This window comes from Limnospira indica PCC 8005 (genome assembly GCF_000973065.1).
In the GTDB taxonomy this organism is placed as follows: Bacteria; Cyanobacteriota; Cyanobacteriia; order Cyanobacteriales; family Microcoleaceae; genus Limnospira; species Limnospira fusiformis.
Genome location: NZ_FO818640.1, coordinates 5,283,571 through 5,299,794, shown reverse-complemented (window position 1 = coordinate 5,299,794; position 16,224 = coordinate 5,283,571). Strand labels below are relative to the sequence as shown.

11 protein-coding genes, 1 pseudogene and 1 CRISPR repeat array are annotated in these 16,224 nt (G+C 46.0%); of the genes and pseudogenes, 6 read left to right on the top strand and 6 right to left on the bottom strand.

The window, feature by feature from the left end:
• The first annotated feature begins 22 nt into the window (after positions 1 to 22).
• Both XZ46_RS23360 and XZ46_RS23355 read left to right on the top strand, forming a co-directional pair.
• Complete coding sequence (locus XZ46_RS23360) at positions 23 to 589, top strand: 1,2-dihydroxy-3-keto-5-methylthiopentene dioxygenase (RefSeq protein WP_006623453.1); 567 nt, start codon at positions 23 to 25, stop codon at positions 587 to 589.
• 62 nt (positions 590 to 651) lie between these two features.
• Positions 652 to 2,022: a protein kinase domain-containing protein gene (locus XZ46_RS23355; RefSeq protein WP_006623452.1), complete on the top strand. Its 1,371-nt coding sequence runs from the start codon at positions 652 to 654 to the stop codon at positions 2,020 to 2,022.
• Here XZ46_RS23355 and XZ46_RS23350 read toward each other — a convergent pair whose 3' ends face one another.
• The 3 genes from XZ46_RS23350 to XZ46_RS23340 all read right to left on the bottom strand — a co-directional run bounded on the left by XZ46_RS23350 (position 2,023) and on the right by XZ46_RS23340 (position 5,337).
• On the bottom strand, positions 2,023 to 2,769 hold the full coding sequence (locus tag XZ46_RS23350; protein ID WP_008054881.1) for a WecB/TagA/CpsF family glycosyltransferase: 747 nt from the start codon (positions 2,767 to 2,769) through the stop codon (positions 2,023 to 2,025). It lies immediately after the preceding gene.
• A 145-nt stretch (positions 2,770 to 2,914) separates the two neighbouring features.
• Positions 2,915 to 3,991: a CRISPR direct-repeat array (repeat unit 37 nt; unit sequence GTTTCCGTCCCCTGACGGGGAATTGGTAGGGTTGGAC).
• Positions 3,992 to 4,366: 375 nt separating this feature from the next.
• A complete protein-coding gene (locus XZ46_RS23345) occupies positions 4,367 to 5,110 on the bottom strand; it encodes a sirohydrochlorin chelatase (protein WP_008054888.1) in 744 nt (247 codons plus the stop codon).
• Positions 5,111 to 5,127: 17 nt separating this feature from the next.
• Positions 5,128 to 5,337 carry a hypothetical protein gene (locus XZ46_RS23340; RefSeq protein WP_006670650.1) on the bottom strand — a complete coding sequence of 70 codons (210 nt, stop codon included), beginning with the start codon at positions 5,335 to 5,337 and terminating at the stop codon, positions 5,128 to 5,130.
• Positions 5,338 to 5,605: 268 nt separating this feature from the next.
• Here XZ46_RS23340 and XZ46_RS23335 point away from each other — a divergent pair.
• Positions 5,606 to 5,737, top strand: a pseudogene (locus XZ46_RS23335) (4-alpha-glucanotransferase); the annotation flags it as partial.
• 132 nt (positions 5,738 to 5,869) lie between these two features.
• Here the strand turns inward: XZ46_RS23335 and XZ46_RS23330 are convergent.
• Positions 5,870 to 6,682 carry a hypothetical protein gene (locus XZ46_RS23330; protein ID WP_008054892.1) on the bottom strand — a complete coding sequence of 271 codons (813 nt, stop codon included), beginning with the start codon at positions 6,680 to 6,682 and terminating at the stop codon, positions 5,870 to 5,872.
• Between the two features lie 315 nt (positions 6,683 to 6,997).
• Between XZ46_RS23330 and malQ the strand changes: the two genes are divergently transcribed.
• Positions 6,998 to 8,509 (top strand): 4-alpha-glucanotransferase, encoded by a 1,512-nt coding sequence (gene malQ / locus XZ46_RS23325; RefSeq protein ID WP_008054894.1) that lies wholly within the window; start codon positions 6,998 to 7,000, stop codon positions 8,507 to 8,509.
• Positions 8,510 to 8,583: 74 nt separating this feature from the next.
• Here the strand turns inward: malQ and XZ46_RS23320 are convergent, their stop codons facing one another.
• Together XZ46_RS23320 and speA are read right to left on the bottom strand one after the other, a co-directional pair.
• Entirely contained in the window at positions 8,584 to 9,495 is a 912-nt protein-coding gene (locus XZ46_RS23320) for a UTP--glucose-1-phosphate uridylyltransferase (RefSeq protein WP_008054896.1), read from the bottom strand.
• Between the two features lie 85 nt (positions 9,496 to 9,580).
• Positions 9,581 to 11,542 (bottom strand): biosynthetic arginine decarboxylase, encoded by a 1,962-nt coding sequence (gene speA / locus XZ46_RS23315; protein WP_006623438.1) that lies wholly within the window; start codon positions 11,540 to 11,542, stop codon positions 9,581 to 9,583.
• Positions 11,543 to 12,049: 507 nt separating this feature from the next.
• Between speA and XZ46_RS23310 the strand changes: the two genes are divergently transcribed.
• Positions 12,050 to 13,972, top strand: coding sequence for an ATP-binding protein (locus tag XZ46_RS23310; RefSeq protein WP_008054338.1), 1,923 nt, complete (start codon positions 12,050 to 12,052; stop codon positions 13,970 to 13,972).
• Positions 13,969 to 16,158: a WD40 repeat domain-containing protein gene (locus tag XZ46_RS23305; protein ID WP_008054898.1), complete on the top strand. Its 2,190-nt coding sequence runs from the start codon at positions 13,969 to 13,971 to the stop codon at positions 16,156 to 16,158. Before XZ46_RS23310 ends, XZ46_RS23305 begins: the two co-directional genes overlap by 4 nt.
• The last annotated feature ends 66 nt before the right edge of the window (positions 16,159 to 16,224 follow it).

Sequence of the window (16,224 nt, the reverse complement as noted above, 5' to 3'; positions counted from 1 at the left end):
GCGCTGATTATCAAGGACAACCATGGCAATTTTACACCTGGAAAATGGGGCTACCTATACTGACCTAGAAGATATTAGGCGAGAACTTTCCGCTTTGAATGTTAACCTAAATAGATGGCCTGTGGGAGAAGATCCAGAAATTCGCCGCCTATTGGGTGAGGCGAGTTTGGATGACAACCAAAAACAACAGGTGCTACAATCTCTGGATGGGTATTTTAAGGAACTTCAGGAAACGGCTGGTTATCAGTCCAGGGATTTAATCGTTTTACATCCTGATATCCCTAACTTAGACGGCTTACTGGCTAAGTTTGAGCAGTGCCACACCCACGCTGATGATGAAGTGCGCTATATTATTGAGGGGGAAGGTGTCTTTGGTTTTGTGGGTGTTGATGGTGGTCAAATGGAGTTAGTCATTGAAGCGGAAGAATATATTAATGTTCCAGCAGGGACGGAACACTGGTTTCACTTGACGGATACTAAGAGAATTAAGGCGGTGCGCTATTTTAGTAATACGGAGGGATGGACCCCGGAATATACTAACACTAAAATTCGGATTTCCCGGGATTCGGCGGCGGCGGTTTTGGGTTGATGGCGCGATCGCACTGGGATTAGGTAAGATAAGGTTAGGGGGTTGTCTAGGAGGGAGGGTGAATGAGTCAATGTCTCAATCCTGACTGTTTGGCTAATAACCCACCTGATAGCAGGTTTTGTCAGCGATGTGGTGCTAAACTGTTATTAAAAGAACGCTATAGGGCGATCGCCATTATCGGTCAAGGTGGCTTTGGTCGCACTTTTAAAGCGGTTGATGAGGACAAACCCTCCAAGCCTCTTTGTGTGATTAAACAGTTTTTTCCCCAAGGGGTGGGGACTCAGGGAATTGAGAAAGCTAAACAACTGTTTGAACTGGAAGCGGTGCGTTTAGATGAGTTAGGACATCATCCCCAAATCCCGGCACTTTATGCCTATTTTACCCAGGATAATCGCCAATATTTAGTGCAGGAATATATCCCGGGTAAAACGCTGCTAAAGGAGTTGGAAACCCAGGGAAAATTCAGCCAGCAACAGGTGATTAATCTGCTGGGGAGTTTATTACCGCTGTTGGATTTTATCCATAATAAGCAGGTAATTCACCGGGATATTAAACCGGATAATATCATCAGAAGACACCCGGACCAGCAACTGATTTTAGTGGATTTTGGGGCGGCAAAATTTGCGACAGCGAAGGCTTTAACCAGTCCGGGGACTAGCATAGGTTCCTCGGGATATGCGGCACCGGAACAAACGTTGGGACAGGCTAACTTTAGCAGTGATATCTACAGCTTGGGTGTGACCTGTATTTATTTATTAACCCAAGTACCCCCCTGGCAATTATACAATGTTCATGATGGGGAATGGAATTGGCGCAAATATTTAGGCGATCGCCTAAATTCTCCCCTCGCAGATATACTAGATAAAATGGTGATGACCAGCAGCAATAAACGGGCTTCAAGTGCGTCGGAAGTCCGAGACGACCTGAAAGCATTGTTATCACCATCTACGGACTATAGTTTCCTAGAAAAGCTGCTGAAAAGTGGCAGATGGAAGGATGCCGACCGAGAAACCACCACCTTAATTTTAGCAGTAGCCCATAGGGAAAGTCAAGGTTATTTGGATATAGAGAGTTTGGGGAAGTTACCCTGTGATATATTCCGCACCATTGATCAGCTTTGGTGTCAATATAGTAATGGTCGATTCGGATTTAGTGTCCAGTATCGAATTTGGCAAGAAATCGGGGGTTCTACGAGTGCGGATATAGAGACTTATAAGCTGTTTGGGGAAAAGGTGGGATGGCGGCGACCGAATGACTGGTTATGGTACAATAACTTAGTGTTTGAAATAGACAAAGCACCCCCCGGTCATCTCCCGTCGGGGAGGGTGGGGGATATTGCGATCGCCAGTAGATTAATGGGGAAATTAGGAGGGTTTGGATTGACGAGAGTTCTGGCAATTATGGCAAAATTAGAGGAGTGTGGCATCCGCTAATCAAGACCTAATCCAAGCCTTCCAAGCAAAATAGGGTAAAGCCAACATTCTCCGCCACCGCCAAGGTTCCTGATACAAACGATAAAGCCATTCTAAATGATGTTCACAAAACCAAGCGGGGGCGCGTTGTTTTTCTCCCCCCCAAATATCAAAACTGCCACCAACTCCAATCCACACAGCATCAGGACATAAATGGCGATTTTTAGCAATCCAAAACTCTTGACGGGGAACCCCTAAACCCACTAGAATTAATTGAGGTTGTAATTCCTGGAGACTGGCAAGCATTTCCTGTTCTTCGGAGTCGGACAGATAGCCGTGATAAGAGGCGATCGCCAAACCTTTAATCCGGTGCTGAAAATGCTCTGCGGCTTTTTGAGCAATGCCAGGTTTTCCACCATAAAAAAACACCAATCCAGAGGGTATTAGCTGGTTAAACTCATGGAGGAGGGTTTCGGCTAATTCAATTCCCGGACAACGCTGGATAGGGTGTCCTTTGAATTTTAAATAAAGCACGACCCCCGCACCGTCAGGAATTACTAGGTCGGCGTTTCGGATTAATTCGGCTAGGGGTTGATTAGATTCGGCGGCGATCGCCATTTCAGCATTGAGGGTGATGACATTAGTTCCCAAACCCTGACTCAGCCGCGATGACAGCCACTGGCTATAATTATCAGCCAGATGTACTGGTAATCCCAAAACGGGGAAAGTTGGTAGGTGTGTTTCTGGTGTCAATGAACTTGGTGCCATGGATTGAGTTAATTCCCTCACAGAAAATTATACCTGGCGATCGCTCTCCAAATTAACTAATTTCTGCAGTTTCGCTTTCCTCGTCTGGGAAATGCGATCGTCCGGTTGGCTCAATGGTCTGGTTGGCTCAAAAATAGCGGAAACGGTTTCCGTCCCCTGACGGGGAATTGGTAGGGTTGGACCGTCCAGTTCCAGACGGACGAGGAGGAAAACTTCCGTCTAAAAGTGTTTCCGTCCCCTGACGGGGAATTGGTAGGGTTGGACAGAGCATGGGAGCATATCTACGAAGATATGATGCTCACCGGATTGTTTCCGTCCCCTGACGGGGAATTGGTAGGGTTGGACCTCATCATAAAAAATCGCAATAAGTTGTGGAACGGTTAAGTTTCCGTCCCCTGACGGGGAATTGGTAGGGTTGGACCTGGGAGTCGAGTGCCCCCTATGGCTACTCATGATTCTAAACTTGTTTCCGTCCCCTGACGGGGAATTGGTAGGGTTGGACCAGACAGGGGCTGGTTAGAGAGGTGGTGGGCGGGGGAATAGTTTCCGTCCCCTGACGGGGAATTGGTAGGGTTGGACCGCCTTTTGTCGGAGTGTTACTTAATGACCCTAAATTTGGTTTCCGTCCCCTGACGGGGAATTGGTAGGGTTGGACAATGTAGATTTCATGCCTTGTTCCTCGCTCTAAACGTTGGAATGTTTCCGTCCCCTGACGGGGAATTGGTAGGGTTGGACAATGGGGGAAGAAACACATAGACTACGACATAGTAGTCTATGGCAAGTTTCCGTCCCCTGACGGGGAATTGGTAGGGTTGGACCCGAGAAGATCCTCAAGGAAGAAGTGCCACCCTGCCCCTTGCCCGGTTTCCGTCCCCTGACGGGGAATTGGTAGGGTTGGACACGATGGTCATTGGGGTCACCGTTCCCCCTTTGATGGTTCGCAAGTTTCCGTCCCCTGACGGGGAATTGGTAGGGTTGGACAATTGCCTTATAATACCCATGTCTCCAAACCTAAACGTAAGTTTCCGTCCCCTGACGGGGAATTGGTAGGGTTGGACGTGCCCCCTCTGGGCACTGATGATTATACACTTCCTAATGGGAGGGTTTCCGTCCCCTGACGGGGAATTGGTAGGGTTGGACCCCGAAGCACATCCTGGATTGCCGAGAAGGGTAGTGTTACAGGAAGTTTCCGTCCCCTGACGGGGAATTGGTAGGGTTGGACCCTATACCTTTGGAAACGTTGCAGTATGGGGTTTTCAAGGTGCGATCGCGCGAGACTACCTAGAAGGTGCTTAACAAAACTTTACAGGCTGTTTTTGTCGAAGCAAATTCCTTTGTTTTCACGTAAATTAATACTATCAGAGACAGCGCCAGACTGTCAACCCCCAAAAACAAAAACTTTTCTGTTGTTGGCTCCAGTTTACTTGAACGATCGCCCTATTCAAACTCGCGCGAGGTTATGAGAATCTGTAATATAACTTTACAAACCCCGAAACTATTACCCCCAAAGCAACAGAGCCATTAGGGAGTGTCGATCGCCTCTCAAAACCGAAAGAATTATGAGAATCACCACCCACTGCAGCAGGCAGGTGGTATCCTAGAGGCAAGATTCCGCCCAAGTACAAATCAAATCGCCCAGGTGTGGGCTATGGTCTAGGGGTGGCGTGAGGTGTAGTTGGCTGTCGGGAAACCTGTCACCAAGATTAGCCACCAAATCAACGATCGCATCAGTAGTGCGACCCGAGAACAGGAAATAAGGCAAAATCCCAATCCGGTGATATCCTGCTTGTAGCAACTCCTGAACCCGTGACTCCATCCCCGGAGCCACAGACCAATAAGCCACAGAAGCCTTGATTTTATGGGCTAGGTGAGCGATCGCTTCATTTCCACCCGCGCGGCGACTCCCATGGGAAAGTAGAATCCAAGCATCAACATCGTAACCACTCATAACATTTTCCAGCAGTACAGACAACTGCTGGCGTTGGCTTCCCAGATAAGGTTGTAGGTGAATTTCTATCTCGGTTCCCAGGGATTTTTGGGCTAACTCCACCTCCGTGGGGATATCTTCTCCCACATGGACCCCAGGTAACAGAAACAACGGCAGAATTTGGACTCGATGAATCCCTAAACTCAGGCTATACTCAGCGAATTGGTGAATTTGTGCAGATAGCGGAGTCGGTCCCAACTCCAAAACCGCACTTCCCACCAAAGAATCAGTTAAACTATCCCCACCCTGAGTCACCTTGAGGCGATCGCTCAACTGTTGTGCTAACTTATCTACAGCTAATTGAGGGCGGCGATCGCGACTACCGTGGGACACAAGCAAAACAGTGGATAACACGGGTTACTAATGAAACTTCAGTCAATCAGTCTAACCCATCCCCGGCGTACATTGTACAACAAGCGGTTAATAATCGCCTGTTCATCCTCGGTGATGGTTTCTTTGAGGAGGGTAGCTTTCAACTTTTGGCGGTCTTCAGTCGTCACCACACTGGAAAACATCACTTGACCAAACATTTCCTCAAGGGAACCGCTAGAATTGGTCATACTGTTATAGTAGCTGCTCATGTGCCTAACCTCAATGCTCCACTATATATATATCTTCCCTCAAGTGGCTGATTTTTTCTGTGATTATACAGACGACTACATATGAGTTGGATCACCTTAACAGGTGATCCCCATCGCTCTTAGTTGTGATTTGCATCAACCGTGCTGGGGGATACCCTCTATTATACCCCACAATTCATTTAAGTTTAACCGAGGCAATAATCCCCCCAAAAAGGCGATCGCTTTGTGATATAAATAGAAGCGGTTTCTACGGGAATATATCTTAATTATGCACCTTGAACGAGCCAGCGGTATCTTGCTACACCCCACCAGCTTCCCCAGTCGCTTTGGTATTGGTGACTTGGGACGTGCCGCTTATGAGTTTATCGATTTCCTGGAACGCATTGGCCAAAAAGTTTGGCCATACTATCTCGAAGCCCCTCTCCCCCCCGGGATTCGGATTTAGGGTGAGGGTAATGTTTTCAGAAAGTGGCTTCTAAGCTAGAAAGCCACCTCTGTAGTATAGGGGGTATTCCTAACACAGGTTTTTTCCCTATAATCTCAAGGTCAGTTGGCGACCAAAACTAAAGCTAATTAACCGCCAAGGAACTCTACTATTTCGGAGTGTTTTGATTCTGACAAAATAACCTGCTAGTAATCGCAGTATGCCTTTAAGGCGGGCTTTAGCGCGTATCAGTTGGGGATTATATGCCTGGGTATATAATGGATCAAAGGCTATTTCTCCCCAGAGAACATCGGCTTGATGACCAGGACTTAAACCATGTTTGCGGTGTTCAGGGTTAGCCAAACCTCCGTGTTCTCCGTAATTGCGGAAAGGAATAAAGTTTTGCAAATTATGAGAGCGCAAGAATGTATCTATTTCCGAATCCCAAGTAGAATAAGTTTTTCCCTGAGTTGTTTCGGTGATTTTCTCGGAGAATTTAATGAGAAGTTCTGCGGCTTTGGGGCTGACAATATAAGCGACCGTACCGACTGAAAAACCTTCGGCATATCCTTCTGGAGAGACCCAATATACTTGAGGGCTGCAAGTATAAATCCAGGTAATTCCGAGATTAGGCAATTCCTTATCAAAAGGTAAAGGCAGTTGTCCAAATTCTAAAACCGGAACAAAATCCGCTTCCACAATTAAACTAGGCTGGCTCTGCTGAGTCGCTATTTCCCAAGCCTGACGGTGGTTGAGCATACACCTATAACTTGGAGAAAATTGTTGATATTCTGGCTTATCTTCTTGGCGAATAACTAGACATTCAAATCCTTCTTTGGTCAAGTATTCTTCTAATTGTTGAGTAGGCTCTTTATACGCAATAATCAAAACTTGACTCAGAGTATCAACTAAACTATTCATATTCGCTATTACCTCAAGTAAGTGGCTTGACATGAGAACATCCGTCCACAAGAGATTTCAGCAGCCGTGGCGATCGCCATAAGCGTTTCATCATATTTCCGCCCTCATGGCTAGTAAAAGACCCCGATTTTTCGCCCCTACCCATGTTGTACACTGTGGGGACACAAAATCCAAGTTCTCCCTGGTGGGTTTTCCTGTTCAGGAGTTGGGTAAAAACTATATCGGTCAGCTTTTTTGGTCATGTTATACATGGTAGATCCAGCATCATTTGTGTGATATAAATAAAAGCGGTTTCTACGGGAATATATATTAATTATGCACCTTGAACGAGCCAGCGGTATCTTGCTACACCCCACCAGCTTCCCCAGTCGCTTTGGTATTGGTGACTTGGGACGTGCCGCTTATGAGTTTATCGATTTTCTCGAACGCAGTGGCCAGAAAGTTTGGCAAATTCTGCCTCTCGGTCCGACCGGTTATGAGCATTCCCCCTACATTATGAACTTTAGCACCTTCGCGGGAAATCCTCTGTTGATTTCTCTCGATCGCCTAGCGGAAGAAGGGCTGCTAAATAGCCGGGAATTGCTACCCCTACCAGATAACCATAACCCCCAGCGGGTTGACTTTCCCAGGGTCATTGCTCATAAAGGACAATACCTCAAACAAGCCTTTGATTGCTTCTGGGAGTCCCTACAATCACAACCTAACCATCCTTTCGAGGAGTTTTGTCAACAAAAAGCCTCCTGGCTCAATGATTACGCCCTATTTATGACACTCCTAGAGCAGAACGACGGTAAAGACTGGAATCAGTGGGAACCTGCGATCGCTCGCCGAGAACCCCAAGCCTTGCAAGCCAAAACCGAAGAACTCCACACTCGGATTATATACCATAAGTTTCTGCAATTCAAGTTTTTTGAACAGTGGAGTCAACTGCGACGCTACACCAACAATAAGGGCATTAAAATTATTGGTGACATCTCGATTTATGTGTGCTATAATAGTGCTGATGTCTGGTTTGCGCCTAACAACTTTCAACTGCACCCAGAAACCCTGAACCCTGCCTATATTGCCGGAGTACCGCCGGACTATTTTAGTGCTACCGGACAACTTTGGGGGAATCCGGTTTATGATTGGGATGAACTAAAACGGACTAATTTTGCTTGGTGGATTGAAAGATTCCGCGCCACGTTGGAATATGTAGATTGGGTTCGGGTTGACCATTTCCGAGGCTTTGAAGCCTATTGGCGGGTTCCCTTTGGGGAAACTTCGGCTTTGAATGGGGAGTGGGTGACCGCGCCGGGTGCGGAATTTTTTGAAAGTCTCGGTCAACAGTTAGGAAGTTTACCAGTTTTAGCGGAAGATTTAGGAATCATTACCCCAGAGGTGGAAGAGTTACGCGATCGCTTTGAGTTTCCGGGAATGAAAATCCTCATGTTCGCATTTGGGGAAGATTCTCGCCACCCCTATCTACCCCATAATTATACCAGAAATTCCATTGTTTACACGGGAACCCATGACAATGATACTACAGTGGGTTGGTGGCAAACCATGAGTCCCGAAATTCGTCAGCACGTCGCTGGCTATTTAGGGTATGCTTTCCCAGAAGCCATTGAGGATATTAATTGGGCGTTAATTCGGTTAGCCCTAAGTTCCATTGCTGACCTGGCGATTTTCCCGTTTCAAGACCTGTTAGGATTAGATAATCGAGGGAGGATGAATGACCCTAGCACCAATGCGGGAAACTGGCGTTGGCGCTACGAAAGTTCGACATTGTTAACGCATCCTTTGTGCGATCGCCTGCGCTATTTAACCCAAATGTATAGCCGCTAAATTCCCCTTTTTTTGAGGGAAGGTTGGGGAGGGTAACTGATAAACCCCCCCCCTGATTAAATCGGCTGTACTCCCTAGGATTTAGTCTTGATATTGCGGAATTCTACCAGAGTCTTAAAATAGGTTTCTGGTAGACCCGTATCAAAACAGCGACCTGGGACAAGATACCCAGTAATTTGTTCTTTTTCTAGGAGAGTTTGCAAACAGGAAGTCAGTTGATATTCTCCCTTTTCCCGGACATCATGGCGGATATTGTCGGCTAAGAGGTCAAAGATTTTCGGTTCAATGATATACAGCCCAAATATAGTCAAAAACCGATCCCATTCCAGTCCGGGAACTCGCATATTTGTCCGCGCATAATTGAGAGTTGGCTTCTCATAGATTTCCGTCAGGTCAAATAAATAATCAGAATCTTTAACCGGAGTTCCGGCTACACAACCATAGTGCTGAATGCGATCGCCGGGAGTAATTCGCACACCGATAACACTCTGTTGAACTTTCTCATAAACCTCCAACAATTGACGGGCGCAGTTTACCTCCAAATCGGAAGCATAAACATGGTCACCCAATAGTAACATAAAAGGCTCATCATGCACCCAGGGGGCGGCACAAAAAACCGCATGACCGAATCCTTCTTGTTGTTCCTGGGTTAAAATAGTAATCCGTTCCCCCAAGGTTTGTAAATAGTGGCTATAGTCTCGACTATTGGGGGACAATTTCCGCCAAAATTCCGGTTTAGGAGACCCTTGGAAATAGTCTTCAAATAAGGAGCGATCGCCCGATTGAACAATAATTCCGACCTCTTCAATTCCAGCATTAATAGCCTCTTCCACGACCACCTGAATCACAGGTTTAGCGATTCCCTCAGCATCAACTATAGGGAAAAACTCTTTTTTAATCATTTTGGAGGCTGGGAACATCCGAGTACCAAATCCTGCGGCTGTGATGACAGCTTTGCGAACCCGACGATTTTCTTGTGCTTTCATAGTCTCAAATTATCCCCTTTAGGGAAACCTGTATATTTTAACTTATTTTATGCTGAAATTGGGGTCATTCCGTAAAATTTGAGCATCAGTGAGAGGTCAAATAGGTATATTGGGTCAAACTGCGTTCATAGTTTTGTAGGAGAAGCTGAGATTCTTCGATGGTAATTTTCTGGGACTGAAGGGCTTTTTCAGTTTGGCGGCGGATACTTTCCACCAAATCCTCACTGTCATATTGTACATAACCCAAAACCTCATTCATAGTGTCGCCTTTGATGACATATTCTACCTGATAACCTTGAGGATTGAGTTGAATATGAACCACATGGGTATCGCCAAATAGGTTATGTAAATTCCCCATAATTTCCTGATATGCGCCCGCCAAAAACATCCCCAAATAGTAGGGCTGTGAAGGGGTTAAGGGGTGCAGTTCCAAGATGGGTTTAGAATCTCCCCAATTGATAAAGCGGTCTATTTTACCATCACTATCACAGGTCAAATCTGCCAAAGTCGCCCTTTGAGTTGGTTCTTCATTAAGGCGATGAATTGGCAAAATCGGGAAGAGTTGGTCAATCGCCCAGGAGTCCGGCGCAGACTTGAACACGGAGAGATTTACATAGTAAATAGAAGCCATAATCTGCTCAATAGACTTTAAATCATCCGGGATAATTTCCAAGTCTCGAATAATCTCGCGGATTTTATGACAACAAGCCCAATATAATTGTTCAGCTTTGGCGCGATCGCGTAAATTCAAGTAACCGAAATTAAAGACACTAATCGCCTCCCCTTTAAACTGGATCGCGTCGTGATAGGCTTCTTGGTAATTATCGGGATTAATAGATTGATAGGTTTCGGCTAAATTCCTGAGTAGGAGATGGTCATCATCATTAATATTCGGAGGGTTGGCGGTGCTGGGTTCACTACTTCCCAGGATATCAAAAACCAAGATAGACTGATGAGAAGCGATCGCCCTTCCACTTTCGCTAATTAAAACAGGCGCATCAATTTTTCCCTGTTCGCAGGCTTCCTTAACTTCCGCCACAATATCATTAGCATAGTTTTGCATATTGTAGTTTTTGGAAGCGGGGGCGTTAGTTTTAGAACCATCATAATCTACCCCCAAGCCGCCGCCGACATCCAGATATTGCATATTAGCGCCTAATTTAGCGAGTTCCACATAAATTTGACTAGCTTCTCGGATGGCATCTTTAATCGCACTAATAGAGGAGATTTGTGAGCCAATATGGAAGTGTAGAAGCTGCAAACAATCCAACATTCCCAAACCCTGGAGGCGATCGCATACTTGGATAATTTCGGGAATAGTTAAACCAAACTTAGCGCGATCGCCGGTGGAACCTCCCCAACGTCCTACACCTCGGCTTCCCAATTTCGCCCGCACTCCTAAAATCGGTTGTATCCCCAGATTTTGACTAGCGGCTATGGCTAATTCCACTTCTTCTAACTGTTCCATCACCACAATAGTTTTACGTCCCAACCGTTGGGCTAACATGGCGGTTTCGATATATTGTCGGTCTTTATAGCCATTACAAATCAGTAAAGCACCGGGAGTAGTCAGACAAGCCAAAGCAATCAACAATTCCGGTTTAGAACCCGCCTCTAATCCCAATTGATAAGGCTCCCCAAAGCGCACCAAATCCTCAATCAGATGACGTTCTTGGTTACACTTAACCGGATAAACTCCCCGATAAACTCCCGGATAATTATAGCGGGCGATCGCCTTAGAAAAACAAGCGTTTAGGCGTTCAATGCGGTCCTCCAGGATATCAGGAAAGCGGATCAGTAAAGGTAGCCCCAGATTTCGTTTTTTCAGAGACTCGACCAACTCATATAAATCAATAGACCCACCGCGATCGCCTTGTGGGGAAACCGTGATATGACCCGCAGCATTAATAGAAAAGTAGGGTTCACCCCACCCCTGAATGTGGTAGAGTTTCTCGCTATCTTCAATAGTCCAAGTTCCCATTTGGTCAGATACCCCATGATCAGAAACCGAGTCCGAAGCAGAAGGGGTCAGGGGTTGTAATTTCATAATCGCGAAGTTCCTTACTGTTAGCGTCTATGAGACAGTGTAGCTTGACAAGTCGGGGATCTTCATGAAAACTATAGTTGGGGTCAATAATGTTTTCGGAGCGACATGGCATCGTTAGCTAAACTTTGATCAACTTTGATTAACTTTAGGATCGGTGTTGGTGTAGCGATCGCCTGAAATTGTACCTCACAGGTTAGTTGATCCAGATCACCACGGAAGCGCATAATCTGATACAATTCGAGCCCAAAATTTATGCGACGATGATAGACTGCTCAAGAATATAACTATCAAGATATTCTTGAAGATATATCGGCTGAAAATACATCACAGAGTATGGGTCGAGAAATCTATCCTAGGAGAGTTACCCAGGAGCAGGGTCAAAAGTGAAAATAAGTTTATGTATTGCTGCTATCTCTAAAATTAAGCTTACTATAGACCCTATCCCAGTTATCCTCGGAAAATTGCCTAGAGGTTTGCTCGGTTAACATCACTGGCAGAAATCGAATTATGATCAACACCGTTAAGCAACACAAATTCTTCCTAGAGGTGACAGCCTTACTGTCTGTGGGTTCCGTCGTTACAGGTTATACCAAAGCGGCAACCCCGTTTTACACACATTTTTCGGGACCTACTGTTAATAGTATCACCGCTAGTAAACTGCTGGATTTTGCCAAAAAATTGGGGGAACCATCTCCCGGCTTGAGTCAGGAAAAATTAGCCAAATCTGTGGGAGGTGCGATCGCTTTAGGGTTATTGCAAATAGCCCAAAAAAAAACCTATCAACATATCGCCAGAGAATTAAAGCATTTAGCTAAACATACTCAACAATACTGGCTACAAATCGAACACAGTAGCGAAGGTATAGCAGACTATGAGGCGATCGGTGAACACCATTTGCGTTATACATTAGCAGCTAATGGGTCAGATATTTTCCTGAAAACTCTGGATCTGCAAAGTTGGGAACACTTAATCACCTGGTTAATGGAACAACATAAATCCCATTTATCCCACGGTATTCACTATTACCAAGATGCCATTAAAGCTATTAGCCAACATTTGCATAAACGGTTCGCCCATAATCTCACAGAAATCTGGAAACAAGATGCTGCTAAAGGGGGTAAAGTTTTTCATAGTATGGTATTAGACTTGCTGCGAGATGGTCAAACCTCAGCCCATAAAATTGCTATTACCCAACAAGACATCCTAACTATTTTAAAACAGTTGAACACTGGACTACAGGATAAACTAGAGTCAATTCAGGAAGCCTTAGAGCCATATTTTGACCAGAGCAAAACACCTTTTACGATTTCGCCACAATGCGAAAGTATCATAGCTGATACAACTAAGTATTTTGTGGGGCGGACTCATGTTTTTGAAGCCATTAAGGAGTTTTTGGAAAAAGAACCCCCAGGTTATTTTGTCTTGGAAGCAGATCCCGGCTATGGAAAAACCTCTATCCTGGCGCGTTGTGTGCAGTTATTTGAAGGTCATTGCCTGAGCTATTTTAACAGCCAATCTTTAGGGAAAGTGACCGCTCGACAATTCTTAGAAAATATCTGCACTGAACTAATTGAATATTATCAACTGGACTATACCAGTTTACCAGAAAATGCCCTCCGAAATGGTAAAGTTTTATCACGGTTGTTAAAAGAAGCCAGCCAGAAGCTACCCCGGGGCAAAAAGTTGGTGGTAGTAGTGGATGCTTTAAATGAGGTGGATTTGTCGAGTCAAACACCGGGAAGTAATGTGCTTTACTTACCGGATAAACTGCCGGAAAATGTCTATTTTATCATCTCGAAACGTGATGAAAAACTGCCTTTACCCGTCAGTGACAATAAAACCATCTGTAATTTAAGGCAGTATCGGTCAGAAAGTGCTTGGGATGCTGGTAAATACACCAATAAACGGCTGTCGCAAAGTCGCTTTATTCAACAGTGGATGGCATCACAAAAGTTGACCTCGGAACAGTTTTGTACTCAACTGGTCGCCAAAAGTGAAAATAACTTTATGTATTTGCGCTATGTGTTGAATGATATACATAATGGGGTGTATAATGGTAAAACTTTGGCAAGTTTACCGATTGGCTTGTGGGGGTATTATAAGCACCACTGGCAGATGCTGAGGATTAACCACAAATCCTTACCTATGGCGCAAATTCGTGCTATTTATGTATTATCAAAAGTGCGCGAACCTGTGTCTTGTCGTTTGCTGGCTAAGTTGACAGGAGTGGAAGAATCGGTGCTATCTACATTCCTGGAACAATGGGATCAATTTTTGCAGGTGCAAATTATTGACAACGAAACTCGATATAGTATTTACCACGGGTCTTTTCATGATTTCCTGGAAAAGCAATCGGCTGATTCTGGTGTGAATCTTGAAGAACTTAAACGTGGTATTGTGGAGAATTTAGCGAAGGGAGCGCCTTTATGACCCAAAATCTGGCAAATTGGCTGACTGAACAGTTACCAGAAGACCGTCTCCATGTGTTACGACACCAACCTATTTATCTGGCGGAAATTAAGGATATAAAACGCTTGGTTGATTGGTTAATGGATTTTGGCTTTTTGGAACAAAAGTTAGCCAATGTGGGGATCGCGGCGATAATTGATGATTATGATTTAGCCTTACCTTTAGTGTCCCCAGGTCAGCAACGGGTTTTCCAATTGATTCAAAAGTCTTTGTTGATGTCTTCTCATATCCTGGAGGAAAATAACGACCAGTTGGCGGAACAGTTGATGGGACGGCTACTGTATTTCTCGGAAGAGGGGATTAAGGGTTTTATTGAACAGGTGAAACAATACCAGCAGCGGTCTTGGTTTTGTCCGCTGTTTCCCTGTTTTGATTCCCCTGATGGGGTGCTGATTCGGACTTTGGAGGGTCATGAAGACTCGGTGAATGCGGTGGCGATTACTCCTGATGGTAGGGCTGGTGTGTCGGCTTCGGGAGATACTACTCTAAAGTTGTGGAATTTGAAGACGGGACGGGTAGTGCGATCGCTTCAAGGTCATACTTGTAGGGTCTTGGCTTTGGCGATTAGCCCTAGCGGTAAGCGGGCGATTTCCGGCTCCTATGATAACACTATCAAAATGTGGGATTTACGGACGGGTGAAGAGTTGCGATCGCTTGTCGGTCATGGGGATTGGGTGACGGCGGTGGCGATTACTCCGGACGGTAAACGCGCTCTGTCAGGCTCAAAAGATACTACTATCAGGCTGTGGGATTTGGTGACGGGGGAGGAAATACGAACTTTTACGGGTCACGGGGATTTGGTGGCGGCGGTGGCGATTACTCCGGACGGTAAACGCGCTCTGTCGGCTTCTTTTGATAAGACTCTCAAACTCTGGGATTTACAAACCGGGGAAGAGTTGCGATCGCTTGTCGGTCATGAAGGTTCAGTTTGGGCGGTGGCAATTACTCCGGACGGGAAACGCGCTCTGTCGGGGTCCTTTGACCAAACTCTAAAACTCTGGGATCTACAAACCGGGAAAGAGTTGCGATCGTTTGTCGGTCATGAAGACTCGGTGAATGCGGTGGCGATTACTCCGGACGGAGAAAGGGCTTTGTCGGGGTCTTTTGATAAGACTCTCAAACTCTGGGATTTACAAACCGGGGAAGAGTTGCGATCTTTTATGGGTCATTGTCGTTGGGTGTGGGATGTGGCGATCACTCCAGACGGTACGCAAGCACTATCGGGTTCTTTTGATCAGACCCTCAAACTCTGGGATTTGGGTACGGAAGAGGAGTTAGATTGTTTCCACGGTCATAGTGATGCTATCTCTGCGGTAGCAATTACCCCTGATGATAGGTTTGCTCTGTCGGGTTCCTATGATGAAACTCTCAAGTTGTGGGATTTGCAGACAGGACAGGAGTTGCGCTGCTTGGTGGGTCACAGTGATTGGGTCAGGACGGTAGCCATTACCCCGGACGGTAAACGGGCTTTATCTGGGTCGGAAGATACTACTCTCAAGCTGTGGGATTTGGAGTCGGGACAAGAATTATATTCTTTGAATGGTCATACTGACCCGGTTAGGGCGGTGGCGATTAGCTGTGATGGTCGGTGGGCGCTTTCCGGGTCGGAGGATAACACCCTTAAACTTTGGGATTTAACGACTCTCAAGGAAATTCGGTCTTTTAGCGGTCATGATGATTCGGTTTCGGCGGTGGCGATTACTCCTGATGGTCGGTGGGCGCTTTCCGGGTCGGAGGATAACACCCTTAAACTCTGGGATTTACAAACTGGACTGGAAGTGCGATCGCTTGTTGGTCATCGCCGCTGGGTTGATGCGTTGGCGATTACCCCAGACGGTAAACAGGCTCTGTCTGGTTCCTTTGATGATACTCTCAAGTTATGGGATTTGCTCACCGGGCGAGAAGTGCGATCGCTTGTCGGTCATCGGCGATCGGTTAATGCTGTGGCGATTACCCCAGACGCTAACCGCGCTGTGTCCGGTTCTTTTGACGATACCCTCCTGTTATGGGATTTGAACGCCGGAACCGTCCTCGCTAAGTTCATCACTTCTTCTGCTGTCCGATCCTGTGCGATCGCTTCTGATGGCCGTACAGTGGTCGCTGGTGATGGCGGCGGACAAATCTATTTTTTAACCATTAAGGGCTGAAACCTCCACCCCCCCTACACTACCACCCCTTTAGGTTTCTCTGTGTTGAACAAAAAATCAAGCGTA